Origin of the sequence: Neorhizobium sp. AL 9.2.2 (assembly GCF_013317225.1) — a bacterium.
Taxonomy (GTDB): Bacteria; Pseudomonadota; Alphaproteobacteria; order Rhizobiales; family Rhizobiaceae; genus Neorhizobium; species Neorhizobium soli.
Window position 1 is genome coordinate 281,342 of the sequence record NZ_JAALXU010000001.1, and the last position, 26,601, is coordinate 307,942.

Annotated in this window: 23 protein-coding genes; 20 read left to right on the forward strand and 3 right to left on the reverse strand. The window is 61.1% G+C overall.

Annotation, left to right across the window (positions count from 1 at the left end; translation table 11 throughout):
- Positions 1-23: 23 nt before the first annotated feature.
- Positions 24-2,321: an NADP-dependent malic enzyme gene (locus G6K99_RS01470; RefSeq protein WP_174195514.1), complete on the reverse strand. Its 2,298-nt coding sequence runs from the start codon at positions 2,319-2,321 to the stop codon at positions 24-26.
- Positions 2,322-2,534: 213 nt separating this feature from the next.
- Here G6K99_RS01470 and mutS point away from each other — a divergent pair, with 213 nt between their 5' ends.
- The 3 genes from mutS to G6K99_RS01485 all read left to right on the forward strand — a co-directional run bounded on the left by mutS (position 2,535) and on the right by G6K99_RS01485 (position 6,733).
- Complete coding sequence (mutS, locus tag G6K99_RS01475) at positions 2,535-5,183, forward strand: DNA mismatch repair protein MutS (protein ID WP_174196017.1); 2,649 nt, start codon at positions 2,535-2,537, stop codon at positions 5,181-5,183.
- Between the two features lie 30 nt (positions 5,184-5,213).
- On the forward strand, positions 5,214-5,696 hold the full coding sequence (gene greA / locus G6K99_RS01480; RefSeq protein ID WP_092663754.1) for a transcription elongation factor GreA: 483 nt from the start codon (positions 5,214-5,216) through the stop codon (positions 5,694-5,696).
- Between the two features lie 92 nt (positions 5,697-5,788).
- Complete coding sequence (locus G6K99_RS01485; protein ID WP_092664109.1) at positions 5,789-6,733, forward strand: MYG1 family protein; 945 nt, start codon at positions 5,789-5,791, stop codon at positions 6,731-6,733.
- A gap of 4 nt (positions 6,734-6,737) precedes the next feature.
- Here the strand turns inward: G6K99_RS01485 and G6K99_RS01490 are convergent, their stop codons facing one another.
- Positions 6,738-7,790 carry a dienelactone hydrolase family protein gene (locus G6K99_RS01490; RefSeq protein ID WP_174195515.1) on the reverse strand — a complete coding sequence of 351 codons (1,053 nt, stop codon included), beginning with the start codon at positions 7,788-7,790 and terminating at the stop codon, positions 6,738-6,740.
- A 126-nt stretch (positions 7,791-7,916) separates the two neighbouring features.
- On the opposite strand from G6K99_RS01490, the gene G6K99_RS23470 reads away from it, so the two are divergent.
- The 3 genes from G6K99_RS23470 (at position 7,917) to murJ (ending at position 13,792) form a co-directional block, all read left to right on the forward strand.
- The gene (locus tag G6K99_RS23470) at positions 7,917-8,981 is read left to right on the forward strand and encodes an AraC family transcriptional regulator (protein WP_174195516.1); all 1,065 of its coding nucleotides are present in this window, start codon (positions 7,917-7,919) and stop codon (positions 8,979-8,981) included.
- Positions 8,982-9,156: 175 nt separating this feature from the next.
- The gene (locus G6K99_RS01500; RefSeq protein ID WP_062454010.1) at positions 9,157-12,027 is read left to right on the forward strand and encodes a [protein-PII] uridylyltransferase; all 2,871 of its coding nucleotides are present in this window, start codon (positions 9,157-9,159) and stop codon (positions 12,025-12,027) included.
- A gap of 172 nt (positions 12,028-12,199) precedes the next feature.
- Entirely contained in the window at positions 12,200-13,792 is a 1,593-nt protein-coding gene (murJ, locus tag G6K99_RS01505; RefSeq protein WP_174195517.1) for a murein biosynthesis integral membrane protein MurJ, read from the forward strand.
- A gap of 2 nt (positions 13,793-13,794) precedes the next feature.
- On the opposite strand, the gene G6K99_RS01510 is transcribed toward murJ, so the two are convergent.
- A complete protein-coding gene (locus tag G6K99_RS01510; RefSeq protein ID WP_062454008.1) occupies positions 13,795-14,286 on the reverse strand; it encodes a DUF882 domain-containing protein in 492 nt (163 codons plus the stop codon).
- 225 nt (positions 14,287-14,511) lie between these two features.
- On the opposite strand from G6K99_RS01510, the gene G6K99_RS01515 reads away from it, so the two are divergent.
- The 14 genes from G6K99_RS01515 (at position 14,512) to G6K99_RS01580 (ending at position 26,460) form a co-directional block, all read left to right on the forward strand.
- The gene (locus tag G6K99_RS01515) at positions 14,512-14,919 is read left to right on the forward strand and encodes a VOC family protein (protein ID WP_174195518.1); all 408 of its coding nucleotides are present in this window, start codon (positions 14,512-14,514) and stop codon (positions 14,917-14,919) included.
- A gap of 138 nt (positions 14,920-15,057) precedes the next feature.
- Positions 15,058-16,122 carry a tryptophan--tRNA ligase gene (trpS, locus tag G6K99_RS01520; protein ID WP_092663740.1) on the forward strand — a complete coding sequence of 355 codons (1,065 nt, stop codon included), beginning with the start codon at positions 15,058-15,060 and terminating at the stop codon, positions 16,120-16,122.
- Positions 16,123-16,238: 116 nt separating this feature from the next.
- Positions 16,239-16,730: a universal stress protein gene (locus G6K99_RS01525; protein ID WP_062454005.1), complete on the forward strand. Its 492-nt coding sequence runs from the start codon at positions 16,239-16,241 to the stop codon at positions 16,728-16,730.
- A 121-nt stretch (positions 16,731-16,851) separates the two neighbouring features.
- Positions 16,852-17,418, forward strand: coding sequence for a NifU family protein (locus G6K99_RS01530; RefSeq protein WP_174195519.1), 567 nt, complete (start codon positions 16,852-16,854; stop codon positions 17,416-17,418).
- 21 nt (positions 17,419-17,439) lie between these two features.
- Positions 17,440-18,093 (forward strand): tRNA (adenosine(37)-N6)-threonylcarbamoyltransferase complex dimerization subunit type 1 TsaB, encoded by a 654-nt coding sequence (tsaB, locus tag G6K99_RS01535; protein ID WP_174195520.1) that lies wholly within the window; start codon positions 17,440-17,442, stop codon positions 18,091-18,093.
- 39 nt (positions 18,094-18,132) lie between these two features.
- Positions 18,133-18,627 carry a GNAT family N-acetyltransferase gene (locus G6K99_RS01540; protein WP_092663734.1) on the forward strand — a complete coding sequence of 165 codons (495 nt, stop codon included), beginning with the start codon at positions 18,133-18,135 and terminating at the stop codon, positions 18,625-18,627.
- 38 nt (positions 18,628-18,665) lie between these two features.
- Positions 18,666-19,091 carry a Fur family transcriptional regulator gene (locus G6K99_RS01545; RefSeq protein WP_062454001.1) on the forward strand — a complete coding sequence of 142 codons (426 nt, stop codon included), beginning with the start codon at positions 18,666-18,668 and terminating at the stop codon, positions 19,089-19,091.
- Positions 19,092-19,130: 39 nt separating this feature from the next.
- A complete protein-coding gene (locus tag G6K99_RS01550) occupies positions 19,131-19,934 on the forward strand; it encodes a 1-acyl-sn-glycerol-3-phosphate acyltransferase (RefSeq protein WP_062454000.1) in 804 nt (267 codons plus the stop codon).
- 42 nt (positions 19,935-19,976) lie between these two features.
- Positions 19,977-21,386: a tRNA (N6-isopentenyl adenosine(37)-C2)-methylthiotransferase MiaB gene (gene miaB, locus G6K99_RS01555; protein ID WP_174195521.1), complete on the forward strand. Its 1,410-nt coding sequence runs from the start codon at positions 19,977-19,979 to the stop codon at positions 21,384-21,386.
- A gap of 24 nt (positions 21,387-21,410) precedes the next feature.
- Positions 21,411-22,466: a PhoH family protein gene (locus G6K99_RS01560; protein ID WP_062453998.1), complete on the forward strand. Its 1,056-nt coding sequence runs from the start codon at positions 21,411-21,413 to the stop codon at positions 22,464-22,466.
- A 17-nt stretch (positions 22,467-22,483) separates the two neighbouring features.
- Positions 22,484-22,993 (forward strand): rRNA maturation RNase YbeY, encoded by a 510-nt coding sequence (gene ybeY, locus G6K99_RS01565; protein WP_062578871.1) that lies wholly within the window; start codon positions 22,484-22,486, stop codon positions 22,991-22,993.
- Between the two features lie 9 nt (positions 22,994-23,002).
- Positions 23,003-24,199, forward strand: a complete 1,197-nt coding sequence (locus G6K99_RS01570) for a transporter associated domain-containing protein (protein WP_062578873.1) — start codon at positions 23,003-23,005, stop codon at positions 24,197-24,199.
- Between the two features lie 90 nt (positions 24,200-24,289).
- Positions 24,290-25,891, forward strand: a complete 1,602-nt coding sequence (lnt, locus tag G6K99_RS01575) for an apolipoprotein N-acyltransferase (protein WP_174195522.1) — start codon at positions 24,290-24,292, stop codon at positions 25,889-25,891.
- A 149-nt stretch (positions 25,892-26,040) separates the two neighbouring features.
- Entirely contained in the window at positions 26,041-26,460 is a 420-nt protein-coding gene (locus tag G6K99_RS01580) for a helix-turn-helix domain-containing protein (RefSeq protein WP_062453994.1), read from the forward strand.
- Positions 26,461-26,601 lie beyond the last annotated feature (141 nt).

Sequence of the window (26,601 nt, forward strand, 5' to 3'; positions counted from 1 at the left end):
CAAATGCGTCGGCGCGGTGTCTCTCAGGACCCAGCGTTATAGGCGGCAATCGCCGCCATGTTGACGATTTCGGAGTCCTTGGCGCCCATCTGGGTGATCTGCACCGATTTATCCAAACCGACCAGAAGCGGCCCGATCAGCGTCGAGGCACCGATTTCCTGCAGCATGCGGGTGGCGATCGAGGCCGAATGGATGGCCGGCATGACAAGCACGTTGGCCGTGCCGGAGAGGCGGCAGAACGGATACTGCTCCATGCGGCTCGCATTCAACGCCACGTCGGCCCCCATCTCGCCGTCATACTCGAAATCCACCCGGCGTCCGTCGAGGATCTTCACCGCCTCGCGGACCCGCTCGGAGCGCTCGCCGATCGGCTGGCCGAATGTGGAATAGGCAAGCAGCGCCACGCGCGGCTCGTAACCCATGCGCTTGGCGACGCGCGCGGCTTCCACGGCGATGTCGGCAATCTGCTCGGCAGTCGGCATGTCGTGCACGGCGGTGTCCGCGACGAAGATCGTCCGGCCGCGGGCCACCACGATCGACACGCCGATCACCCTGTGTCCGGGCTTGTCGTCGATGCAGCGGCGCACGTCGGAAAGAGCGGTCGCATAATTGCGCGTCGTGCCGGTTACCATCGCATCCGCATCGCCCACGGCCACCATGGTCGCGGCAAAATGGTTGCGGTCGTGGTGGATCAGCCGCTGCACGTCACGCAGAAGCAGTCCATGGCGCTGCAGGCGGGCGTAGAGGAAGTCGATATAGGTATCGACGCGATTGGAAATGCGCGCATTGATGATCTCGATGCCGGGACGTTCGAGGTCGATACCGGCCTTTTCGGCCGTCTCGCGGATCACATCGTCGCGGCCGAGCAGGATCGCAGTGCCGAGACCCTGGCTGCAGAACGAGATCGCGGCCCGCATGACCTGCTCTTCTTCGGCTTCGGCAAACACCACGCGCTTGGGGAAGCGGCGAACCCGGTCGTAGATCCCTTGCGTCGTTGCAGCGATCGGGTCGCGGCGGGCGGAAAGCTCGCGACCATAGGCGTCAAGGTCGGTGATGTCGCGACGCGCTGCTCCGCTTTCCATTGCGGCTCTGGCGACAGCGACGGGAATGGCCGAGATCAGACGCGGATCGAACGGCACGGGAATGATGTATTGCGGCCCGAAACGCGGCCGGTTGCCCTGGTAGGCGGCAGCCACGTCATCAGGCACGTCCTCGCGGGCAAGATCGGCCAGAGCCTGTGCTGCGGCAATCTTCATCGCATCGTTGATTTGGCGGGCTCGCACATCGAGCGCCCCGCGGAAGATGTAGGGGAAGCCCAGCACGTTGTTGACCTGGTTCGGATAGTCCGAGCGGCCGGTTGCCATGATCGCGTCGTCGCGGATGCGCGCCACTTCTTCCGGCGTGATTTCCGGATCGGGATTGGCCATCGCGAAGATGATCGGCTTGTCCGCCATCGAGCGGATCATCGCTTCGGTAAACGCACCCTTCTGGGAAAGACCGAACACCACGTCGGCACCCTTCATCGCCTCTTCCAGCGTGCGGCTGTCGGACTTGACGGCATGCGCGCTCTTCCACTGGTTCATACCCTCGGTACGGCCCTGGTAGATCACGCCCTTGGTGTCGCAGAGGATGATGTTGGCAGGGTTGAAGCCCATCGCCTTGATCAGTTCGATACAGGCGATCGCGGCAGCACCCGCGCCATTGCACACCAGCTTCGTGGTCTTGAGGTCGCGGCCGGTCAGTTCCAGCGCGTTGATGAGACCGGCGGCGGCAATGATCGCCGTGCCGTGCTGGTCGTCATGGAAGACGGGGATGTCCATCAGCTCGCGCAGACGGCTCTCGATGATAAAGCATTCCGGCGCCTTGATATCCTCAAGGTTGATGCCGCCGAAGGACGGGCCGAGATAGCGCACGCAGTTGATGAACTCGTCGACATTTTCCGTATCGACCTCGAGATCGATACTGTCCACATCGGCAAACCGCTTGAACAGGACAGACTTGCCTTCCATGACGGGCTTCGATGCCAGCGCACCGAGATTGCCGAGACCGAGGATTGCCGTGCCGTTGGAAATCACGGCCACCATGTTGCCGCGCGTCGTATAGTCATAGGCCTTGGAAGGGTCGGCGGCGATCGCCAGAACCGGCACGGCGACGCCAGGCGAATAGGCCAGCGAGAGGTCGCGCTGCGTCGCCATCGGCTTTGTCGGGGTGATCTCGAGCTTGCCGGGACGGCCCTGCGAGTGGAAATCAAGCGCTTCCTGCTCGGTCACCGACGCTCTGTTACGCGTGTTCTTTTCCGGCGTCTTGTCGTTTGCGGGCATTGGCCTCTCCAGCTTTTTGTGGGCAGCGCCCCTCGAGGTCGCGGGGGATGTTGTAATTCAAGGGTCATCACCGATAGTGTCGCCTCTTTCCAGACGCAACAATAAATCTGCGCAACAAACATTGGTGCCGTGACCCATTTTCAAAGACCTACGCTCGATGCCCTGACGACCGACCAGCTGGCTTCGGAGGAAAGCCGCGCGTCGGCAACGCCGATGATGGAACAGTTCATCGAGATCAAGGCCAACAATCCCGGATCGCTGCTGTTCTATCGGATGGGCGATTTTTACGAGCTGTTTTTCGAGGATGCGATCGATGCCTCGCGCGCGCTCGGCATTACGCTGACCAGGCGAGGCCAGCATATGGGGCAGGACATTCCGATGTGCGGCGTGCCTGTTCATGCAGCGGATGACTATCTGCAGCGGCTGATCATGCTCGGCTTTCGCGTCGCCGTCTGCGAACAGGTGGAAGACCCGGCGGAAGCGAAGAAACGCGGCTCCAAATCGGTGGTCAAACGCGATGTCGTGCGTTTGGTTACGCCCGGCACGATCACCGAAGAGAAACTGCTCGTCGCCTCGGAATCCAACTACCTGATGACGCTTGCCCGCATCAAGGGCGCTGCCGAACCGCTGATGGCGCTTGCCTGGATCGATATCTCCACCGGCGTCTTCCGGCTGGCGGAAACCGAGCCCTCGCGCCTGCTCGCCGATATCCTGCGGATCGAGCCGCGCGAACTGATCATGCCGGATACGATGTTCCACGATGCGGAACTGAAGCCGGTCTTCGACGTGCTTGGCCGCGTCGCTGTGCCGCAGCCTTCGGTCCTGTTCGACAGCGCCACGTCGGAAGGCCGCATCGCGCGCTATTTCGGCGTCGGCACGCTGGATGGCTTCGGCACGTTTTCGCGCGCCGAAATGGCAGCGGCCGCAGCTGCCATCGCCTATGTGGAAAAGACCCAGATGGCCGAGCGCCCGCCGCTCGGCCGGCCGGAGCGTGAAAGCGGTGCCTCGACGCTGTTCATCGACCCCGCCACCCGCGGCAATCTGGAACTGACCAAAACCCTCTCGGGCGAGCGCGAAGGCACGCTCCTGAAAGCGATCGACCGAACCGTTACCGGCGGCGGTGCAAGGCTTCTGGCCGAACGGCTGATGTCGCCGCTGACGGATCCAGACCGCATCAACCGAAGGCTCGATTCCGTCTCCTTCCTCGGGGACGAGCCGGGGCTGTGTTCGGATCTGCGGTCCTCGCTGAAAAATGTGCCGGATATGCCGCGCGCTTTGTCGCGTTTGGCGCTCGATCGCGGCGGCCCACGTGATCTCGGCGCGATCCTTGCAGGTCTTGAAGCGGCGCGCGGCGTTGCAAGCTTCCTCAGTGGTGCCATGCTGCCGCAGGAACTGTCGGAAGCGCTCGATGATCTGAAGATGCTGCCAGGAGAACTCGAAACCCTGCTTGGCACCACGCTTGCGCAAGACCTTCCGCTCCTCAAGCGCGATGGCGGCTTCCTCGCGGATGGTGCACGCGCCGAACTGGACGAGGTCCGTGCGCTGCGCGATCAGTCGCGCAAGGTCATTGCCGGGCTGCAGCTGCAATATGCCGAAGAGACCGGCATCAAGTCGCTGAAGATCAAGCACAACAACGTGCTCGGCTATTTCATCGAGGTGACCGCCGGCAATGCCGGCCCGATGACCGATACGCCGGAAGCCAAGGCGCGCTTCATCCATCGCCAGACCATGGCGAACGCGATGCGCTTTACCACGACCGAACTTGCGGATCTCGAGAGCCGCATCGCCAACGCCGCCGACCGGGCGCTAACGATCGAGCTCGAAGCCTTCCGTCTCATGGTCGAGGCCGTGACCGCCGAAGCCGAAGCGATCAAGGCCGGCGCCCGCGCGCTTGCCATCGTGGACGTTGCAGCCGGCCTTGCGATGCTTGCCGAGGAGTGGGACTACCGCCGCCCGGCGGTCGATGCGTCGCGCATGTTCGCGATCGAAGGCGGCCGCCATCCGGTGGTCGAGCAGGCCCTGCGCCGTCAGTCGTCAGGACCGTTCATCGCCAACGAATGCGATCTTTCACCTGGTGGCACCGAGGAGTTCGGCGCCCTGTGGCTTCTGACCGGCCCCAACATGGGTGGTAAATCGACGTTTCTGCGGCAGAACGCGCTGATTGCCATCCTCGCCCAGATGGGCTCCTTCGTTCCCGCCGCGTCCGCCCATATCGGTATCGTCGACCGCCTGTTTTCCCGCGTCGGGGCCTCCGACGATCTCGCCCGCGGCCGTTCCACCTTCATGGTCGAAATGGTCGAGACGGCAGCGATCCTCAACCAGGCGACCGACCGTTCGCTGGTCATCCTCGATGAGATCGGCCGCGGCACGGCAACCTTCGACGGCCTGTCGATCGCCTGGGCCGCAGTCGAGCACCTGCACGAAAGCAACCGCTGCCGCGGGCTGTTTGCCACCCATTTCCACGAACTCACCGTGCTCTCGGAAAAGCTCAACCGCCTTTCCAATGCCACGATGAAGGTCAAGGAATGGGACGGCGAGGTCATTTTTCTGCATGAAGTCGGACCCGGGGCGGCCGATCGCTCCTACGGCATCCAGGTCGCACGGCTTGCCGGCCTGCCCGACAGCGTTGTCGCCCGTGCCCGAGATGTGCTGACCAAGCTTGAGGACAGCGATCGCAAAAACCCCGCAAGCCAGCTCATCGACGATCTGCCGCTGTTCCAGGTGGCGGTGAGAAAAGATGAGATGAAGCGCGGTCCGTCAAAGGTCGAGGAAACGCTGAAAGCCATCAATCCGGACGAAATGAGCCCGCGCGATGCGCTCGACGCCCTATATGCGTTGAAGAAGCAACTTGCGGCCAAGTAAGGCCGCATCTCAGTTGAAAGGAACACGCACGTGAGCGTCGCCTTCGTGAAGGAAGAAAGTGCCGAAACCGCAGCGGAAACCCAGCTGCCGGACAGGCCCGTCTCGTCGCATCCCAACCTCGTCACCGAGGCCGGCCTGAAGGCGCTAGAGGCGCAGCTTCGTACCGCAAAGGAGGCTTTTGACGCGGCCAACACGGTTGAGGACGTCAACGAGCGCCGCCGCCAGGCCGCAGGTCCCGCGCGCGACCTCCGCTACTTCGCCGAGAGGCTGCACAGCGCTCAGCTAGTGCCTGCACCGGTTTCGACTGAAGTCGTCGCCTTCGGCAACACGGTGCGCTTCAGCCGTGACGACGGCCGCGAGCAGGCTTATCGCATCGTTGGCGAGGATGAGGCCGATCCGAAGGAAGGTTCGATCTCCTACGTTTCTCCCGTTGCAAGTGCGCTTCTGGGCAAGTCGGTCGGCGATGTCGTGACCGTAAACGGTCATGAACTCGAAATTACTGCAATTTCCTGACGCATTCTCCTGAAACCACACCTCAGCGCTTGAGAAGGCCCTCCGCTCCGGCTATCTGATTCTTTCCATTGAAAGAAAAGGCTGATCGCGGCATGACTCCAGATTATCTCGTCACCCATTCCGGTGGCTTCCATGCCGACGAACTCCTGTCCAGTGTCATCCTGACGCGGCTGTTCCCCGATGCACGCATCGTCCGCAGCCGGGCTCCCGAATGGATCACGCCGGGTGGCGACCGCATCATCTACGACGTCGGCGGCTCCTTCGACGCGCAGGCGCAGATTTTCGATCATCACCAGCGCGGTGCGCCCTTGCGAGATGACGGCGCGCCGTTCAGTTCCTTCGGCCTGATCTGGAAGCACTACGGCCGCGATTACCTGCTCGCCTTCGGCGTACCGGAAGCCCATGTCGAGGCGGTGCACGCAGCCTTCGACACCAAGTTCGTGCTGCCGATCGACCTGATGGACAATGGCGCGCTCAGCCCCTCGGCCGCAGGTCCGATGGCCGGCCTGACACTGCCGTCGCTTCTTGAAACGTTGAAGCCCGCCTTTGACGAAAAGGACGAAGGCGCCGATGATCGCGCCTTCCATGCAGCGCTTGTCATTGCCCGCGCCTTTGTCGAAGCCGGTATTTCCCAGCGCGCCGCAAAGCTGCGGGCAGAGACGCTGGTTCTGGACGCCATTGCCAAGGCCGGCGAGGGGCGCATTCTCGAATTGCCGATGGGCATGCCGTTCCGCCCCGCCATCCTGAAGGCTGGCGCCGATCAGCTTCTCTTCGTCGTCCACCCGCGCGACAAGGACTGGTGCGTCACCGGCATCCGCCGTGCCGATGACGGTTTCGAACTGCGCGCCGATCTCCCCGCCGCATGGGCCGGGCTCACCAATGCAGATCTGGAAGCCGCATCCGGTGTCGAAGGCGCCACGTTCTGCCACAACGGCCGCTTTATCGCCGCCGCCAGAACCCGCGAAGCAACGCTCGCCATGGCGGAACTCGCGGTGAAGGAGGCCCTGTCTAAAGGCCTCCTCCCTGCGGCTGGCTGAGCGCTCAGCGTTCCAGCAGCGTTCTGCGAAGAAAGACGGCAATATTGAAGAAGATCTGCTGATGCAGCTTTTCGCGTGGGATGTCGCTCACCTCATCGCAAACCGGATCATCCTCATACTGCTTCAGCAATTCTGCTCCATTCGCGTTGCAGATGCTGAGGAACGAGAAATGGTTTGCGCCGGGAACTAGCGCGTAGTTGGCCTCCGGAATATCGACCGCCAGCGACTGGGCGTTGGTGCCGGACATGATGCCGTCGCCTTCGCCGAGGTTGATGAAAAGCATTGGTCTATCGATGCCGGCAAGACTTTCGTTCTGGTAAGCCATGGCAAAACCCGGATCGACCGCAATCACCGCTGAAACGCGCTTGTCGCCATAACCACCTTCGAATGCCTCCCGATCGACTTGGGAAAAATCCACCCCGCCCTTCTGAAACCAGTTGCAGCCCGCATCCTTGCCGCCTGCCTCCGCGCAATGGGTGACAAAGGTCTGAAGCGACGCGCGGGCACCGGCGGTCAGCATCATCGTGGTGCCCCCAAGCGAAAAACCGATGCCGCCGATCCGATCCTTGTCGACAAGCGCGCTCCAGGTGGCGCTCGTCGTCAGTGTATCGATCAGGGCCGAAACATCCTGTGCCCGCTCCCAGATCTTGAAGCTTTCCACCGGAATGGAATCGCCTGAGGTCGAGTGGATATGATTGGGTGCCGCAACGATGAAGCCGTTGCGCGCGAGTTCTGTCGAAAGCCAGCCCAGCCCCGCTGCATTGCCGCCCGAGCCATGGCTCAGAATGACCAGCGGAAACTTTTCCTGCACAGGCGTGGCATTGCGGCGAGCAGGCACGCCGACCCACAGAGCATCGGCGCCCAGCGTATACGGCTCGCCGTCGGCCTTCGCCGGGTAGGTGATCAGCACCCTCTCGGGTTGGGTTCGATGCGACGGATTGATCTGGATCCACTGGGTTCCCGCCTCGAAGGCGAAGGCCGGCAAGGCGGTTGCGGAATACCCGAAACCGATCAGGGCAAGGGTTGCAAGGCGAAGGCGGGGTAGGGGCAGGGCCATGGAAATCTCCATCGGGGTTGTGAACGGCACCACCCTTGCGCCTGTATCTGCCTGCCTTTCGACCTCGATCGTGATATGGTCGGACCTCAAACATGTTTCAGGCCATTTACCGCCGGGGTCACTGCAGTGCTCTCTCTCCCTTTGCCGTTTCTGGTCGGTATCGTCTTTGCCCTTGCGCTCTATCACAGCCTCAAAGGCGTCGACGTGCCGGGAAGCCGTCGCTACTTCATTGCATTTGTCGTTCTCTATGCGGCCCAGGGCTTGGTCGTCGGCCTTCATTTCGGCTACGGCATAACGGCGCTCGCACCGGTTCAGCCGGTCACGGCCTCCGTCATGCCGCCGCTTGCGTTTCTCGCCTTCCAGTCGCTTTCCGGCGGCGGCCGATCTGCGCCCTGGCGCCACCTCGCCGCACCGCTTTGCGTCGGCGCTTCCGTCCTTTTTGTACCGATCCTGGTCGATCCGCTCCTGCTGGTGATCTTTCTCTTTTACGGCGTCGCCCTCTGGCGGCTGATCCGTTCGGAAGGTTCCGATCTCATGGTCGAAGCCAGCCTTCAGCGAATGCGTCCCGCCCTACGGGCCGCCAGAATGACGGCCGCGCTGATGCTGTTTTTCGCAGTCAGCGATGCTGCCCTCTCGGTCTACACGACGTTCAACGGGAGGGACGACATTCCGCTTGTCCTGACGGCGATCAACATCGTCGTTCTCGTGGTAACCGGCATCTACTATTTTGCACCGGAAGCTGCAGAAAGCCCGCTGCCGAACGGGAAGGCACCGGAAGCCAATCCACAGGATGAGCGTCTCGTCCAGCGCGCGACAGAGGCTTTGGATCGGGACGGTCTCTACCGCGACGAAAACCTCAGTCTTGCGAAACTGGCCCGCAAGGCCGGCGTCCCTGCGCGGGATCTGTCGGTTGCCATCAACCGCGCAACCGGCCTCAATATCTCGCAGTTCGTCAACCGACGCCGGATCGCGGAAGCATGCGTGCTTCTGCGCGAAACCAGCCGGCCGGCGACGATCATCATGTTCGATGTCGGATTTTCGACCAAGTCGAACTTCAACCGCGAGTTTCGCCGCGTCACCGGCATGAGCCCGCGTCAGTGGCGCAGCGGATCGAAGTCTATCGCAGACCCGGGCAATATCGGGCTTGACGTTCCGGTCGCGAACAAACAACTTGGCGCAGTCAAGCCGTAACCGTGGTAAGAACGCTGCTCAGATGCGGAGCGCTCTGCGGTAACGGCTGCGCAACAAAAATGAGCTAAAGCGTATGGGGCAGGGCCGCAGGGACCTGGGAACGCTTTAGGGGAGGTGCCCGAAATCCGTCGTCGTCTCCATCGGGAATGGAGAGGGCGGGCACCGGCAGGAAGACATGGCCAAGCAAGCAACAAGACAAGATCATCGTCACGATATCGATTTTTCCGAACTGATGGACGTCGCCGGCCTGCAGACGAAATGCCGCGAGGCGCTCGGAACCAAGGATCGGCCGCTGCTGGAATCGCGGGCAGCTCTCCTGCCGATCCTGCGGCAGGCCAGTGTCGACGGTCGCGAAAAGGCACGCGAACTGCTGAGCCAGGATGGCAGCGGTCTTCGCTGCGCCCGCCGCATATCCTGGATCCAGGACCAGCTGATCTGCGTCCTCAATGAAACCATCACCGAGAGCCTCTATCCGGAAGGCCGCGAGATCGCCGTTGCCGCCACCGGCGGTTATGGCCGCGGCACGCTGGCGCCGGGGTCCGATATCGATCTTCTTTTCCTGCTGCCCGAAAAGAATTCCGATGCCATGCGCAAGGCGGTGGAATTCCTGCTCTATCTCCTGTGGGACATGGGCTTCAAGGTCGGCCATGCCACCCGCACGGTGGAGGAATGCATTCGCCTGTCGAAAACCGACATGACGATCCGCACCGCCATTCTCGAATGCCGCCCGATCTGCGGCAGCGGCGCGCTGGTCAATCAGCTGATGTCGCGCTTCGATCTGGAAGTCGTCGCCGGCACCGGTCCGGAATTCGTCGCCGCCAAACTTGCCGAGCGCGACCAGCGCCACAAGAAGGCTGGCGACACACGCTATCTGGTCGAGCCCAACGTCAAGGAGGGCAAGGGTGGCCTGCGCGATCTGCACACGCTGTTCTGGATTGCCAAATACTACTACCGCGTTCGCGAAACGACTGAACTCGTCAAGCTCGGCGTGCTCTCGCGCGAGGAAGCAAGGTCCTTCGAAAAGGCCGATGACTTTCTCTGGGCGGTGCGCTGCCAGATGCATTTTCTGACCGGCAAGGCGGAGGAACGTCTGTCGTTCGATATCCAGCGCGACATCGCGGCAAGCCTTGGTTACAACGCACGGCCTGGTCTCTCCTCCGTCGAACGCTTCATGAAGCATTATTTCTTGGTCGCGAAGAACGTCGGCGACCTCACCCGCATTCTCTGCGCGGCCTTAGAGGACCAGCAGGCGAAGGCCGCACCCGGCCTCACCCAGCGCGTCATCTCGCGCTTTACCAAGCGGCTGCACAAGATTGCCGGCTCCGTCGAATTCGTGGAGGACCGCGGTCGCATTACGCTGGCCGATCCCGGCGTCTTCAAGCGCGATCCGGTCAGCCTGATCCGCTTCTTCCACGTGGCGGATCTGACCGGGCTGGAGCTTCATCCCGACGCGCTGAAAAGCATCACCCGATCGCTTTCCCTCATCGACAGCGCCCTGCGCGAAGACGACGAGGCGAACCGTCTTTTCCTCTCCATCCTCACCTCCAGGCGCGATCCCGGACTTATGCTGCGGCGGATGAACGAGGCCGGCGTGCTTGGCCGCTTCATTCCCGAATTCGGCAAGGTCGTGGCGATGATGCAGTTCAACATGTATCACCACTACACGGTCGACGAGCATCTGATCCGCTCGGTCGATGCGCTGTCGGAGATCGATCACGGCCGCGCGGCGGACATGCATCCGCTCGCCAACAAGCTGATGCCGACGATCGAAGAGCGCGCGGCGCTCTACGTCGCAGTTCTGATCCATGACATCGCCAAGGGCCGCCAGGAGGATCATTCGATCGCCGGCGCCCGGATCGCGCGCAAACTCTGCCCGCGTCTCGGCCTCAACGCCAAGCAGACCGAACTCGTGGTATGGCTGGTGGAACAACACCTGATCATGTCGATGACGGCGCAGACCCGCGATCTGCATGATCGCAAGACCATCGCCGACTTTGCCGAAAAAGTCCGGTCGCTCGATCGCTTGAAGCTGCTGCTGGTGCTGACCATCTGCGATATCCGCGCCGTCGGCCCGGGTGTGTGGAACGGCTGGAAGGGCCAGCTTCTGCGCACCCTCTACTATGAAACGGAACTGCGTCTCTCCGGCGGCTTCTCCGAAGCATCCGGCAAGGAGCGGGCCAAGGTGGCGGAGGAAGATCTCGCCAACGCCCTGTCCGACTGGAGCCAGCAGGACCGCGAGGCGCTGGTGAAGCTCCATTACCAGCCGTATCTCCTCTCCGTGCCCGTCGAGGACCAGGTGCGCCACGCAAGCTTCATCCGTGAAACCGACAAGGCCGGCAAGCCGCTCGCCACCATGGTGCGCACCGACAGTTTTCGGGCGATCACCGAAATCACCGTTCTCGCCCCCGACCATCCGCGTCTTCTATCGATCATCGCAGGCGCCTGCGCGGCTGCCGGTGCCAATATCGCCGATGCGCAGATTTTCACCACCTCCGATGGCCGTGCGCTCGATACGATCCACATCAACCGGGAATTTGCGGTCGATGACGACGAAATGCGCCGTGGCGGCACGATCGGACGGATGATCGAGGATGTGCTTGCCGGCAAGAAGCGCCTGCCGGAAGTCATCGCCATCCGCGCGAAAGCCAAGAAGAACAAGAACAAGGCCTTCGATATCCCGCCGTCCGCGATCATCTCCAACGGGCTTTCCAACAAGTTCACCGTCGTCGAGGTTGAATGCCTCGACCGGACCGGTCTGCTTGCGGAAATCACCGCGGCCCTTGCCGATCTCTCGCTGGATATCCAGTCGGCGCGGATCACCACGTTTGGTGAAAAGGTGATCGATACGTTCTACGTCACCGATCTCGTCGGCCACAAGGTGACCAATGAGAACCGCCAGGGCAATATCATCACCCGGCTGAAGGCGGTCATGGCGGAACAGGAAGACGAGCTTCAGGAAGCCATGCCGGATGGTATCGTCGCGCCCCAGCCGGCTGCCGCCGACGGAGCAAATGTCTTGCCGCGGAAGTCGAAAGTCGGTGTCTGAAACACGACACCGGTGCTATCCCTGCTGAACGGGTGCTTCGTTCGGTCCGCTCTTTTGCGCCACAGAAACAGTGGGGCAGGGCGCCGGACGGATGACGCACGCCAATGCACAGGTAGAACATGAACAATCCCAGCTTCCCCAAGCATGAGCGCAAGACGATGAGCCAAGCCCGATGAGCCTCGCCAGAAAATTCGCAACCGTCGGCGGCGCAACGCTCGGCAGCCGCATTTTCGGTTTCGCCCGTGAAACCTTCATGGCGGCGGCCCTTGGCACGGGGCCGATGGCAGACGTGTTTTACGCCGCCTTCCGGTTTCCCAACCTGTTTCGCCGTCTGTTTGCCGAAGGCGCCTTCAACGCCGCTTTCGTTCCACTGTTTTCCAAGGAAATCGAGGCGAACGGCGTCGATGGTGCCAAGCGGTTTTCCGAAGAGGTCTTCGGCGTCCTGTTTTCTGCGCTGCTGATCATCACCATCGCAATGCAGCTGGCCATGCCCTGGCTGGTGCGGTGGGTCATTGCCCCGGGCTTTGCCGATGACGCGGAAAAGACCGCGCTGACGGTGCGCATGGCTGTCGTCATGTTCCCTTATCTCATGTGCATGTCGCTGACGGCGATGATGAGCGGCATGCTCAACTCGCTGCATCATTTCTTTGCCGCCGCCATCGCGCCGGTGTTCTTGAACGTCGTGATGATCGCAGCGCTTTTCTACGGCCTCTGGGTCGGCGCCGATCCGCGCGAAATCGCCTGGTATCTGTCGTGGAGCGTGCTGGTTGCGGGCGTGTTGCAGCTTGGCGTCGTCTATCTGGGCGTGCGCCATGCGGGCATCAATATCGGCTTTCGCCGGCCGAAGATGACGCCCAACGTCAAGCGCCTGCTCTGGCTGGCCGTCCCTGCCGCGATCACCGGCGGCATTACCCAGATCAACCAGATCATCGGCCAGGCGATTGCGTCGGGCAAGGAAGGCGCAATCGCTGCCCTGCAATATGCCGACCGCATCTATCAGCTGCCGCTCGGTGTCGTCGGCGTTGCCGTCGGCGTGGTGCTGCTGCCCGAATTGTCGCGGGCGCTGAAGGGCGGCCACGTCAAGGAAGCGGGCAATATCCAGAACCGATCGATCGAATTCGTGCTGTTCCTGACGCTTCCTGCGGCAGCGGGTCTGTGGATGCTGTCGGATGCGATCATCCGCGTGCTTTACGAGCGCGGTGCGTTTTCAGCGGAAAACACCGCCGTCGTCGGCTCGATCCTTGCCATCTATGGCATCGGTCTTCCGGGTTTCGTTCTGATCAAGGCGCTGCAGCCGGGCTTTTATGCCCGCGAGGATACCAAAACGCCGATGCGCTTCACGATGGTGTCGGTCGTCATCAACTCCGGCCTCGCCATCACGCTGTTTCCGATGATTGCCGAACGCGGCATCGCGACGGCAGAGGCCGCGGCCGGATGGATCAACACGGTCTTGCTATTCTCGACGCTGGTCTGGCGGGGTGATCTCGTCTGGGAATGGGCGCTTGCCCGGCGTACCGCCTTGCTGCTTGTCGCGACAGGGGTGATGGCGGCGGCGCTCTTCTATGCGCTGCCCTATGCCAGCCCGTGGCTGCAGCCCGGCTCGCATCTTCTGACCCAGGTTCTGGCTCTGGCCTGCCTTCTGGGGATTGCAATGGTCGTCTATTTCGCCTGCGCGTTTGCGATCGGCGGTGCCGATCTCGGCATGATCAGGCGAAACATCAAGCGGAAGCCAAAGTCTGCTGTACCACCACCGCCGGAGTCCTGATCTCAGGACTTTCCGCGGCGCTTCAGGCTAGCAAGGCTGCCCTTGCCACCTTTTCCACCTTTGCCGCAATGCGCCCAGGCGCGTCGCGGGCCGACATCCACATGCACGATGCCGTTGCAGTAACGGCCGATGCCGCCGATTCCAGGGGCGCTCGCTGCTGCCGCAAGCACCCTCTTTTCGGCAACGCCGGGAACGCGAATGTCGGCGGCGTAGCAGTGGCTGTGCTGTGATGTCCCAGAGCGCGGGCGGTGGCCGGAGGTCACCATCGGCTTCTTGCCGGTTTCCTTGGCGATATGGGCAAGGATGGCACCCAGCTTCTCGGGAAAGCAGTTGGTCCGAACGCTGACGCGCTGGACAGTATAGTAAGCAGAGTAGTCGTGTTTGAAAGAACTGCTGCGGCGTTTCTCGCCTTTTTCGGCGGCTTGTGCGGTCGCGGACAGCGTTAGGCAGAGCGTCATGAAGCAGGACAGCGCGACGCGGTAAAAGATGCGCATACGGGTAAACCTCGGAAAATACTCACGACCGACTGGGGTCGACTTGGTGGGGGAGTATTTCTTTCCGAAAAGTGACCTCAGTATGGAGGAATTTGCCCCAAAGTGGGATTTGTCTGCCTCAGGGGTTAAACTGCGTTAACCTTATGGTTGCTTCGAGTTCCTTGACATGGCGGGCAGTAAGCGTCGAAGACCTGTACCCGCCACGACAAAACAAGGTGTGTTTCGATGTCGATCCGTTCCCTATTTCTGGTCACGCTGGTCGTTGACGACTACGATCGGGCGCTCGATTTTTACTGTGGAATCATGGGCTTTGAGCTTGTCGCCGATACCCCTTTGGAGGCGACCAAGCGCTGGGTGGTAGTGCGCCCGCCGGGCGGAGATGGGGCCGCGCTCCTGCTGGCACGCGCCGACAGCGACGTCCAAACGGACGCGATCGGCAACCAGACGGCGGGTCGGGTAAGTTTTTTCTTGAAAACCGACGATTTTGCCGGGGATCACGCCCGGTTGTCGGCAAAAGGCGTCCGCTTCATCGAAGAACCGCGCCATGAACCCTATGGCACGGTCGCAGTGTTTGAAGATTGCTACGGCAACCTTTGGGATCTCATTCAGCACGCGGATGATGCAGCCTCTTGATCCCTCGTGGCGGGGCGTGCATAAGCCCGGCCATCAGCTACATGGCCCGCGGGGCGCAGCAGCGGCAAGCACGCACACTTGTCAGGTTGCGCAAGTCCAACGGCCTGAGGCCTTCCATCAGCCTATCGAGGATCTAGAATGAACAGCTTCAAGCCGCTCGTCTTTTCCGGTGTCCAGCCCACCGGCAATCTCCATCTCGGCAACTATCTCGGCGCTATCCGCAAGTTCGTCGCCCTGCAGGAAAACAACGACTGCATCTACTGCGTCGTCGATCTGCACGCGATCACGGCCCAGCTCGTGCATGACGATCTGCGCGGCCAGATCCGCTCGATCGCAGCGGCCTTTATCGCGTCCGGCATCGACCCGAAGAAGCATATCGTCTTCAACCAGTCCGCCGTGCCGCAGCATGCCGAACTTGCCTGGATCTTCAACTGCGTCGCCCGCATCGGCTGGATGAACCGGATGACCCAGTTCAAGGACAAGGCCGGCAAGGACCGCGAGAACGCCTCGCTCGGACTGCTCGCCTATCCGAGCCTGATGGCCGCCGACATTCTCGTCTATCGCGCCACCCATGTACCTGTCGGCGATGACCAGAAGCAGCATCTGGAACTTGCCCGCGATATCGCCCAGAAGTTCAATATCGATTTCCAGGACAAGATCCGCGCAACCGGCACGGGCGTCGACATGGTTGTCGGCGAAGAGCCGATCCACGGCTATTTCCCGCTCGTCGAGCCGCTGATCGATGGTCCGGCTCCGCGCGTCATGAGCTTGCGCGACGGCACCAAGAAGATGTCGAAATCCGATCCGTCAGATCTGTCGCGCATCAACCTGATGGACGATGCCGATGAGATCCTGAAGAAGATTCGCAAGGCGAAGACCGATCCTGAGGGACTGCCGAGCGAACTCGAAGGCCTCGAAGGTCGCCCGGAAGCAGCCAATCTCGTGGGCATCTACGCGGCACTCGCCGACCGGACCAAGGCGGATGTGCTTGCCGAATTCGGCGGCCAGCAGTTCTCGGTGTTCAAACCGGCGCTTGCCGACCTCGCCGTTCATGTTCTGGCACCGATCTCGCTCGAAATGCGCCGGCTGCTGGACGACACGACCCATATCGATGCCATCCTGCGTGATGGGGGCGAGCGTGCCCGTGCCCGCGCCGAAAAGGTCATGGGTGAAGTGTTCGATATCGTCGGCTTCCTGCGCTAAGCGGGAACATCGGCGAAAATCTTGCACCCGCCACGGTCGCGTGGCGGGTTTTCATTTTCGCGGGTTCGTATAATTTCGCCACAACGACAACGTCCGACGGGAATTGAGGGGGCGGCATGGTTTCGAAACGGCTTTCCAGGCTTGAGGGACATCGGCGCAAGTTCATAGCGGTCATCGATGGCACCCCCGAATGCGAGCTTGCCGTGCACTATGCCGGCCGCCGCGCGAAGAATTCCAATGGCGGCCTGGTGCTGCTTTTCGTCATCCCCGATGGGGATTTCCAGCAATGGATCGGCGTCGAGCAGATCATGCGCGCCGAAGCCATGGAAGAAGCGGAATCGATCATGGCGAAAGCCGCCCAGAGGGTGCGCGAAACGATCGGGATCGATCCGGAAATCGTCATCCGCGAGGGAAGCGCGCCCGAGCAGATCAACATGCTGGTGGAAGAGGATCGCGATATCGCCGTTCTGGTTCTGGCGGCCGGTTCGACCAAGGAAGGGCCGGGCCCGCTGGTCTCGGCCGTCGCGGGCAGGGGTGCTGCATTCCCCATTCCCGTCACCGTTCTGCCTGACACGCTGACCGACGAGGAAATCGACGCGCTCGCCTGACCTCTCTTGACCGGATTGGCAGAAAGGCGCACTTGAACCAAAAGCTGATCGCGACTATCTTCTTTGGAAGAGTTCTAAGTTTGCGGCGCCCGCTGGCGCGCACGGGTCAAGGAGACAAATCATGTTCATTCAGACGGAAGCCACACCCAATCCGGCAACCCTGAAGTTCCTGCCCGGCAAGATCGTCATGGAAAAGGGCACGGCCGATTTCCGCAATGCGAGCGAGGCCGATGCGTCTCCGCTGGCCGCCAGACTGTTCGGCATCGACGGCGTCACCGGCGTCTATTTCGGCTACGACTTCATCACCGTCTCCAAGGATAGCGCCGAATGGCAGCATCTGAAGCCGGCCATCCTCGGCTCGATCATGGAGCATTTCATGTCCGGACAGCCGGTCATGGGCGGCGCCTCGTCGCTTGCCGAAGATACCGATGAAGACGGCGAGTTCTACGAGGCCGACGACGAGACCCTCGTCGCGACTATCAAGGAACTGCTGGAAACCCGCGTCCGTCCGGCCGTTGCCCAGGATGGTGGCGACATCACCTTCAAGGGTTTCCGCGATGGCACGGTCTATCTTAACATGAAGGGCGCCTGCGCCGGCTGCCCGTCCTCCACGGCAACCCTGAAACATGGCGTTCAAAACCTGCTAAAGCACTTCGTGCCTGAAGTGCAGGCCGTCGAAGCCATCTGATTTCGAAAAACAGTTCCGCTCATGCTCGTTCTGGCCATCGATACTGCCGGGGTTGATTGTTCCGCCGCGCTCTATGATGGCGCGTCCGGCAGACTTCTCTCGTCCGTCACTGAGACGATCGGCAAGGGTCATGCAGAGCGCCTGATGGCGATCGTCGACCAGGCGCTTGATGACGCCGGCCTGCCCCTCAAATCCGTCCAGCGCATCGCCGTCGGCATCGGCCCGGGCTCATTCACCGGTATCCGGGTTGGAGTCGCTGCCGCCCGCGGTCTGGCACTGGCACTCAATGTGGAATGCGTCGGCGTCACCACGCTCGAAACGCTGGCCGCCGCACATCTTGCAAAGCATCCGGGACGCCCCGTCGTTGCGGCCATGGATGCCAAGCGGGACGAGGTCTATGCCCAGGCCTTTTCAGCCGAAGGCTCCCCGCTCAGCGAACCCACGGCACTGTCTCCGGACGATGCCGCAGCACTCATTGCCGAGCTGTCGGCCGACGTGACCGGGTCATGGCGCCCGCACAAGGCGCCGGTCCTGCCTGACCATTTCGATATCGCCGTCATTGCAAGACTTGCGGCGTCAAAGCCGAAAGGTTCGCAAAAGCCGAAACCGCTTTATCTTCGTGGACCGGATGCAAAACCGCAGACAGGCTTTGCGTTGGCGCGGCAGATCTCGTAACTCCGCGTCGTTCAATTCTTTCACGCGACCGAATGCCCGATGTTTGACGATTATCTCAGCTGGAAGCCGTTTTTCGAAGTCGTCCCGATGGAGATCTCCGACTGCGTCGAAGTCTCCGAGCTTCATGGTGCGCGCTTTCCGCGCGGCTGGAACGATGGCGAATTTCAGAATCTTCTTCTTCAGAAAGGCGTGTTCGGTTTCGTCGCACGCCAGACCAACGCGTTCTTTTCCAAACCCTTCGGGGGCTTCGTGCTGGTGCGCGAAGCAGCCGGCGAGGCGGAAATTCTCACGATCGCCGTCCCCGAAAAGTTTGGCCGTCTTGGGCTCGGATGGAGGCTGATGCAGGCCGGCTTGCGCGAAGCGACATCGCGCGGCGCCGAAACAATGTTTCTCGAGGTCGAGGCCGAAAACAAGGCCGCTGTGACGCTCTATGGCAGGCTGGGTTTCAAAAAGGTCGGCGAACGCCCGGCCTATTATACAGGTGCCGATGGACGACGGTCCTCGGCGCTTGTCATGAGCCGCGTTCTTCGTTAGTTCGTGATGAAACGAGAGCATTTGAAGGCCAAAACGTCATGACGGATCTTTCCAAAAATCTGGAGGAACTGTGTGCCGAGAAGGGCATGCGCATGACGGATCAGCGCCGGGTGATCGCGCGTATCCTGCAGGACTCCGACGACCATCCGGATGTCGAGGAACTGTATCGTCGCTCCTCCAAGGTCGATCCACGGATCTCGATCTCGACCGTCTATCGCACCGTGAAACTGTTCGAGGACGAGGGCATTATCGAGCGCCACGATTTCCGTGACGGTCGCTCTCGCTACGAGACGGTGCCGGAAGAACATCACGATCACATGATCGATCTCAATGCCGGCACGGTGATCGAATTCCAATCTGCGGAGATCGAAGCGCTGCAGGAGCGCATTGCCCGCGAACTCGGCTTCCGGCTGGTCGGACACAGGCTGGAACTCTACGGCATCCCGCTCGACAAAGACGAATAGCCTGAACACGAACGGCGTGACGACAGCCAAGGATCGACAGTGATCACCTCAATCCGCATCGGGTTCATCGTCGTCTGTCTGCTGGTGGTCACGGCTGTGCTGTTGCCGTTTCAGCTGATCGGCCTCGCCTTCGATCTGAAGATGCGCCGTTATATTCCGCGCCTCTGGCACCGCACCGCCTGCTTCCTGCTCGGCATCCGCATCCACGTCCACGGTCACCTGCAGCATCGGCGCCCCCTGATGCTCGCCTCCAACCACGTCTCGTGGAAGGATATCCTCGTGCTTGGTGCTATCGCGGATGTCGTCTTCATCGCCAAGTCGGAAGTCGCCAAATGGCCGATCTTCGGCACGCTCGCGAAATTGCAGAAGACGATTTTCGTCGTCCGCGAGGAAAAACGCCGAACCGGCGACCAGATCAACGAGATTGCCGCACGCATGACGGCGGGCGAGATCGTCGTGCTCTTCCCGGAAGGCACGACGTCGGATGGCAACCGCCTGCTCGAGGTAAAGTCCTCGCTGTTCGGGGCAGCCGCTGCCGCCGTGCCGCACACGCCCCACGGCGTCGTGTATGTCCAGCCTGTATCGATCGCCTATACGCGGGTGCACGGCATGGCGATGGGTCGTTTCCACCGCCCGCTTGCGGCCTGGCCGGGGGATATCGAGCTCATGCCGCACCTGATGGGCGTGCTGAAGGAAGGCGCGATTGACGTGGATGTGGCGTTCGGCGAGACGGTCGATTTCCGCACGGGCGACAACCGCAAGCATCTCAGCCAGACCATTACCGCCCGGCTTCGCCGCATGCTGATCAGGCATCTTCGCCAAAGAGAGTACGACGCCGATTAGAACCGCTTCAAATCCGGTCCTTCTTGGAGTAAGGAGACGGCCATGAACGAACACGTCACCCTTTCGCCGGCAGAAGAGCCCGTCACCATCCCCAACACCCGCAAGGTCTTCATCAAGACCTACGGCTGTCAGATGAACGTCTACGATTCGACCCGCATGGGCGACGCGTTGGCGAGCGAAGGCTATGTCGCGACCGAAGAGATGGGCGAGGCGGATCTGATCCTCCTCAACACCTGTCATATCCGCGAGAAGGCCGCCGAGAAGGTCTATTCGGCGCTGGGGCGTCTGCGCGACATGAAGAAGGCGCGTGCTGCCGAAGGCCGCGAACTGATGATCGGCGTTGCCGGCTGCGTCGCCCAGGCGGAAGGCGAGGAAATCATCCGCCGCGCGCCATCGGTCGACGTGGTGATCGGCCCGCAGACCTATCACCGCCTGCCGGATGCGCTGCGCAAGGCCCGCGGCGGCAAGCCGGTGGTCGATACGGAATACGCGGTCGAGGACAAGTTCGACCATCTGCCGGTCACCGACCGCAAGCTTATCCGCGCCCGCGGCGTCACGGCGTTCCTTACCGTGCAGGAAGGTTGCGACAAGTTCTGCACCTTCTGCGTTGTCCCCTATACCCGTGGTTCGGAAGTGTCGCGCCCCATCAGCCAGATTGTCGACGAAGCCATCCGGCTGGTCGAAAGCGGCGTGCGCGAAATCACCCTGCTTGGTCAGAACGTCAATGCCTGGAGCGCTGAAGGCCCAACCGGTAACGACTGGGGTCTCGCCGACCTTCTCTATCGTCTTGCTGAAATCCCGGGCCTTGCCCGCCTGCGCTATACGACAAGCCATCCGCGCGACATGGATGACCGACTGATCGAGGCGCATCGCGACCTGCGCATCCTGATGCCCTATCTGCATCTGCCGGTTCAGTCGGGATCCGACCGCATCCTGAAGGCCATGAACCGTCGCCATACGGGCGCCGAATATCTGGCGCTGATCGACCGCATCCGCAATGCCCGTCCCGATATCGCCCTGTCGGGAGATTTCATCGTCGGTTTCCCGGGCGAGACCGATCAGGATTTCGAAGACACGTTGAAGATCGTCGAGGACGTCAACTACGCCTCCGCCTTCTCGTTCAAATATTCGACCCGGCCGGGAACACCCGGCGCGGATCTCACCGATCAGGTCGCTGAAGAGGTAAAAGCCGAGCGTCTCGAACGATTGCAGGCTTTGCTCTTGAAACAGCAGGCCGATTTCGCCACATCCTGTGTTGGAAAGACGATCGATCTGCTTCTGGAAAAGCCGGGACGTATGCCCGGGCAGGTGATCGGCCGTTCGCCCTGGCTCCAGTCTGTGAATGTTGATGCAAAAACATCGCAAATCGGTGAGATTATCCGTGTACGAATCATTGGTACCGGCCCGAACAGCTTGTTTGCCGAGCCGGCAGAGAGTTTAATGGGTGCCTGACCAGCAAGTGAGGAGCTTGTTTACTTGAGCGGACGAGAATCGGTTTCTTCGACAGCGCGCCACCCCAAATCAGCAGCGACCGACGCCAACCACTTTGTCCTGACGTTCGAGAACAATCGCTTCGCGAGCGAGCTGTTCGGTCAATTCGACCAGAATCTGAAACTTCTCGAACAGCGCCTCAATATTGATGCGCGGCCCCGCGGTAATTCCGTGGCCATTTCAGGCGATGTCCCAGCCACCAATCAGGCCCGTCGGGCTCTCGATACCCTCTATGAGCGAATCCAGAAGGGCGGCACCATCGAAACATCCGATGTCGAAGGAGCTATCCGCATGGCACAGGCTGCGGACGACCAGCTGCAACTGCCGACGCTCGAGAAAAAGGCCAGGCTTTCGATGAGCCAGATCTCCACCAAGAAAAAGACGATTGTCGCGCGTACCCCGACGCAGGACGCCTATATGCGGGCGCTCGATCGGGCAGAGATGGTGTTCGGCGTCGGTCCGGCCGGTACCGGCAAGACCTATCTGGCCGTGGCGCATGCCGCGCAGCTGCTGGAACGCGGTGCCGTCGACAAGATCATTCTTTCGCGTCCGGCCGTCGAGGCGGGCGAACGTCTGGGCTTCCTTCCTGGCGACATGAAGGAAAAGGTCGATCCCTATCTGCGGCCGCTCTATGACGCGCTCTACGACATGATCCCAGCCGACAAGGTCGAACGGGCAATCACGGCCGGGGTCATCGAAATCGCGCCGCTCGCCTTCATGCGCGGCCGCACGCTTGCCAATGCCGCGATCATCCTCGACGAGGCGCAGAACACGACATCGATGCAGATGAAGATGTTTCTCACCCGTCTTGGTGAAAACGCACGCATGATCATCACCGGCGACCCGAGCCAGGTGGATTTGCCGCGCGGCGTGAAATCCGGTTTGGTCGAGGCGCTGCAGATCCTCAACGGGGTCGAAGGCATCTCGGTCATCCGCTTCAAGGATACCGACGTCGTGCGCCACCCGCTGGTTGGCCGCATCGTCAGGGCCTATGACGCGCAATATGCCGTCCACGAGGAAAGCGAGGAGGCCGGACGCTAGTCCGGTTTCCAGTCCCTATGCCCGAACTCGACATACAGATCAGCATCGACGACGAAGGCTGGCCGGAAGAGCCGGCGCTTTTGGCGTTGACGCAAAAGGTTTTCGCCGCGGCCGCCGATTATCTCGTCCGCGAAGAAGATCAACCGTTTCCGAAAATACCGCCCGAAGTCTCTCTCGTCTTTACCGACGATGATTCCATCCGGGCAATCAACGCCGAATGGCGCGGCATGGACAAGCCGACCAACGTCTTGTCTTTCCCCGCTTTTCCGCTCGAACCCGGCGGTATGCCGGGCCCGATGCTGGGCGATATCGTCATCGCAAGGCAGACTGTCGAACGCGAGGCAGTTGATCTCGACAAGAGTTTCGACGATCATCTGACCCATCTTCTGGTCCACGGCTTTCTCCATCTGTTCGGTTACGACCACATGGAAAAGGACGAGGCGGAGGAAATGGAGACACTCGAGACTCGCATTTTAGCCGGTCTCGGCCTATCTGACCCCTATGCGGGGCAGGACCCGATAGTGTAGTTTGGAACAATGAACGATTATTCGAGCAATGTCGCCCGCGAGGGCAAGGACAGTTCGGACTCACCCTCGTCGGACGAGGGAAGTAGTTCGGGACGATCCGAGCATCACCCCAAATCCCATAATACATTCTGGTCTCGGGCGGTCCGCCTGCTGCGGCCGTCGCAGGGCGAACAGCTCCGCGAGGATCTCGCCGACGCGCTGATGACCGACACCAATGTCAGCAACGCCTTTTCTCCGGAAGAGCGCGCCATGCTGCACAACATCCTCCGCTTCCGCGAGGTTCGCGTCGAGGACATCATGGTGCCGCGCGCCGATATCGAAGCCGTCGACATGAGCATGACGATCGGCGAACTGATGATCCATTTCGAGGAGACCGGCCGCTCGCGCATGCCGGTTTACAGCGACAATCTCGACGATGCCCGCGGCTTCGTGCATATCCGCGACCTTCTCTCCTATCTGGCAAAACAGGCCCGCAACAAGCGCCGGACCGGTACCCGTGCAACGGCAGCAGCAGCCGTCGTTGCCGGTGGAGCGGTCGAGAAGCCGGCCCGTACCGCCAAGGCGGCCTTCGATCTCAGCCGCGTCAATCTCGATCAGACCGTTGCCGAGGCAGGCCTGGTTCGCAAACTGCTGTTCGTACCGCCATCGATGCTGGCATCCGAGCTGATGAGCACGATGCAGGCCGCACGTACGCAGATGGCGCTGGTCATCGACGAATACGGCGGCACCGATGGTCTCGTGTCGCATGAGGATATCGTCGAGATGGTGATCGGCGATGTCGAGGACGAGCATGACGACGAGGAAGTGATGTTCTCGCGTGCCGGCGACGATATCTTCATTGCCGATGCCCGTATCGAGCTGATGGAAATCTCCAAGGCGATCGGCTCCGATTTCGACGTGCGGGACCGGCTGGACGACGTCGATACGCTGGGTGGATTGATCTTCTCAGCGCTCGGTCGCATTCCGGTGCGCGGTGAAGTCGTGCAGGCTGTGCCAGGGTTCGAATTCCAGATCCTCGACGCCGATCCGCGCCGCATCAAGCGGGTCCGGATCATGCGCAAGCGCGCGCTCGTTCGCCGCAGGCAGCTCAAGGGCGAGGGCGAGCCCATTGCCGAGACGCAGCAGAAGGCGATTACTGACAAGACGCCGACCGTGCTTCTGCCGGCACCCTCGTCCGATCGTGGCAACGATCATCCATCGGCCTGAGTTTCCAGGTGTTTTGAACAGCCGATAACAGGACAAGCCGCAGTTTTTCATGAAAGACTGCGGCTTCTGATTCGGGCGAAGGGGACATCGATGGAGCGACTGGCTGGCAGGGTCATTCTTCTATGGGGCTGGCCGCGCATCCTCCTTGCTTTTTTTGCCGGCGCTGTCGGCGCACTCGCCCTTCCACCCTTCGGCTTCTTTGCTGCCCTGTTCGTGTCTTTCACGCTGTTCATCTGGCTGATGGACGGCACGACCGGCAATCCGGATGGTGGGCGGCTCAGCCGCCTGCGATCGGCCTTTTTCCTCGGCTGGGTGTTCGGCTTCGGCTACTTCGTCGCCAGCCTCTGGTGGCTCGGCAATGCGCTTCTCGTCGAGGCGGACGAGTTTGCCTGGGCAATACCGCTTGCAGTTCTGGGTCTGCCGGCTTTTCTGGCGCTGTTCTGGGGCTTTGCGGCGCTGGCGGCACGCATTCTCTGGTCCGATGGCTTGGGCCGGATTGCGGCTGCTGCGTTTGGCTTTGGCCTTGCGGAATGGCTGCGGGGCTTCATGCTGACGGGCTTTCCCTGGAACTCGATCGGCTACGGCGCCATGCCGATGCCGCTGATGATGCAGTCGGCCGCTCCGCTCGGCGTGACGGGTGTGACGGTGCTGGCTGTTTTCGTGTTCTCCGCACCGGCAATGATCGGGACCCGACGCGGCATGGGGCTTGGCCTCGCGCTCGCAGGTCTTCTCCTCTGCGCCCATCTAGGCTTCGGCGCTTGGCGGCTTGCGGGTGCCGACGCGGTGCTTTCAGCCACTGCCAAGGATCCGGTCGAGGTGCGCCTCGTCCAGCCGATGATCGACCAGTCCCGCAAACTCGACGATTCCGAGCGCGGTGCGATTTTTGAAGAACATCTGGCGATGACGGCGCTGCCCGCAAAGGATGGTGCAAAGCGTCCGGATATCATCGTCTGGCCGGAAACCTCGGTTCCGTTCATCTTGACCGATAATCCCGATGCCCTGTCGCGCATTGCCGATGTGCTGGAAGATGGTCAGGTTCTGGTGACCGGCGCCGTCCGCGCTGAAAATGCCGGGCCGGGCTTCGCGACCCGCTATTACAACTCGATCTACGTCATCGACAGCAACGGCCAGATCGTGTCGGCGTCGGACAAGGTGCATCTGGTCCCCTACGGCGAGTATGTGCCTTACGAGGACATGCTGCGGTCGCTCGGCATCCCCGATGCGATCGCCATGCCGGGCGGTTTTACCGCAGCACCGGGCCGCACCATGCTGACGCTACCGGGCGGGCAAACCTTCTATCCGCTGATCTGCTACGAAGCGATCTTCCCGGATGAAATCGGTGCCGGCATTGAACGCTCGAGCGCGCTCTTGAACGTCACAAACGATGGATGGTTCGGTGAAACGCCCGGACCCTTCCAGCATTTCCAGCAGGCGCGTATCCGGGCTGTCGAAAACGGCATGCCGTTGATTCGCGGTGCCAACACCGGTATTTCGGCTTTCGTCGATCCTTTTGGCAGGGTCGTACGCGGCCTGGATTACAATCAAAAGGGTGTGATTGACTCAACCATGTCGAGTGTCGAAATCCCATTTTGGAACGCTTCTGAACGGCGTTTTTACTTCTGGTTGCTGATATGTCTCATGTTTGTGATTGCACTTATTTCCCGTACAAGTTTTAAATTCTGGAAGAATTGACCCAAAACCCCTAAAATTGCATAGTGGTTTGGCCTAACGTCTCGCCATACACCTTGCTTGCCGGATTTGTTGTGACCGGCGCCACCAAAGTGTATCTCCCACACGCGGACCGGGTTGAAGATTGACAGCAACTTCGTCAGGACGTCGTTATGATTGAAAACAAGAAGAAGCCGAACCCGATTGATATTCACGTCGGGAGCCGGATTCGTCTGCGCCGCACAATGCTGGGCATGAGCCAGGAAAAGCTGGGGGAGAGCCTTGGTATCACATTCCAGCAGATTCAGAAATACGAGAAGGGAACGAACCGCGTTGGCGCCAGCCGTCTGCAGAACATTTCGTCCATCTTGAACGTCCCGGTCTCCTTCTTCTTCGAAGATGCGCCAGGCGATCAGGCGGGTGGAGCGTCCGGCATGGCGGAAGCATCCAGCTCGAACTACGTGGTTGATTTCCTGTCGTCCTCTGAGGGGCTGCAGTTGAACCGCGCATTTGTGAAGATCGCCGATCCCAAGGTTCGCCGCCGTTTGGTGGATCTGGTCAAGGCGCTTGCCGCCGATGCCGAGACGGAATGACCGGTCGACCGGTCATTATTTGAAAGGCGGCCTCCGGGCCGCTTTTTTTATGCCGTGACCTCAAGGAATTGGTAATCGCTTGGACGCATAAAGATATATTTATGTCGTTGTACGCTTGTCTTCAGCGGATGAACTTACTAA

Bases quoted from the DNA above. Each gene is read 5' to 3' on its own strand.
- G6K99_RS01470 (WP_174195514.1), bottom strand. From the start codon at position 2,321: ATGCCCGCAAACGACAAGACGCCGGAAAAGAACACGCGTAACAGAGCG.
- mutS (WP_174196017.1), top strand. From the start codon at position 2,535: ATGATGGAACAGTTCATCGAGATCAAGGCCAACAATCCCGGATCGCTG.
- G6K99_RS01485 (WP_092664109.1), top strand. From the start codon at position 5,789: ATGACTCCAGATTATCTCGTCACCCATTCCGGTGGCTTCCATGCCGAC.
- G6K99_RS01490 (WP_174195515.1), bottom strand. From the start codon at position 7,790: ATGGCCCTGCCCCTACCCCGCCTTCGCCTTGCAACCCTTGCCCTGATC.
- G6K99_RS01500 (WP_062454010.1), top strand. From the start codon at position 9,157: ATGGCCAAGCAAGCAACAAGACAAGATCATCGTCACGATATCGATTTT.
- murJ (WP_174195517.1), top strand. From the start codon at position 12,200: ATGAGCCTCGCCAGAAAATTCGCAACCGTCGGCGGCGCAACGCTCGGC.
- G6K99_RS01510 (WP_062454008.1), bottom strand. From the start codon at position 14,286: ATGCGCATCTTTTACCGCGTCGCGCTGTCCTGCTTCATGACGCTCTGC.
- G6K99_RS01515 (WP_174195518.1), top strand. From the start codon at position 14,512: ATGTCGATCCGTTCCCTATTTCTGGTCACGCTGGTCGTTGACGACTAC.
- trpS (WP_092663740.1), top strand. From the start codon at position 15,058: ATGAACAGCTTCAAGCCGCTCGTCTTTTCCGGTGTCCAGCCCACCGGC.
- G6K99_RS01525 (WP_062454005.1), top strand. From the start codon at position 16,239: ATGGTTTCGAAACGGCTTTCCAGGCTTGAGGGACATCGGCGCAAGTTC.
- G6K99_RS01530 (WP_174195519.1), top strand. From the start codon at position 16,852: ATGTTCATTCAGACGGAAGCCACACCCAATCCGGCAACCCTGAAGTTC.
- tsaB (WP_174195520.1), top strand. From the start codon at position 17,440: ATGCTCGTTCTGGCCATCGATACTGCCGGGGTTGATTGTTCCGCCGCG.
- G6K99_RS01540 (WP_092663734.1), top strand. From the start codon at position 18,133: ATGTTTGACGATTATCTCAGCTGGAAGCCGTTTTTCGAAGTCGTCCCG.
- G6K99_RS01545 (WP_062454001.1), top strand. From the start codon at position 18,666: ATGACGGATCTTTCCAAAAATCTGGAGGAACTGTGTGCCGAGAAGGGC.
- miaB (WP_174195521.1), top strand. From the start codon at position 19,977: ATGAACGAACACGTCACCCTTTCGCCGGCAGAAGAGCCCGTCACCATC.
- ybeY (WP_062578871.1), top strand. From the start codon at position 22,484: ATGCCCGAACTCGACATACAGATCAGCATCGACGACGAAGGCTGGCCG.
- G6K99_RS01570 (WP_062578873.1), top strand. From the start codon at position 23,003: ATGAACGATTATTCGAGCAATGTCGCCCGCGAGGGCAAGGACAGTTCG.
- lnt (WP_174195522.1), top strand. From the start codon at position 24,290: ATGGAGCGACTGGCTGGCAGGGTCATTCTTCTATGGGGCTGGCCGCGC.
- G6K99_RS01580 (WP_062453994.1), top strand. From the start codon at position 26,041: ATGATTGAAAACAAGAAGAAGCCGAACCCGATTGATATTCACGTCGGG.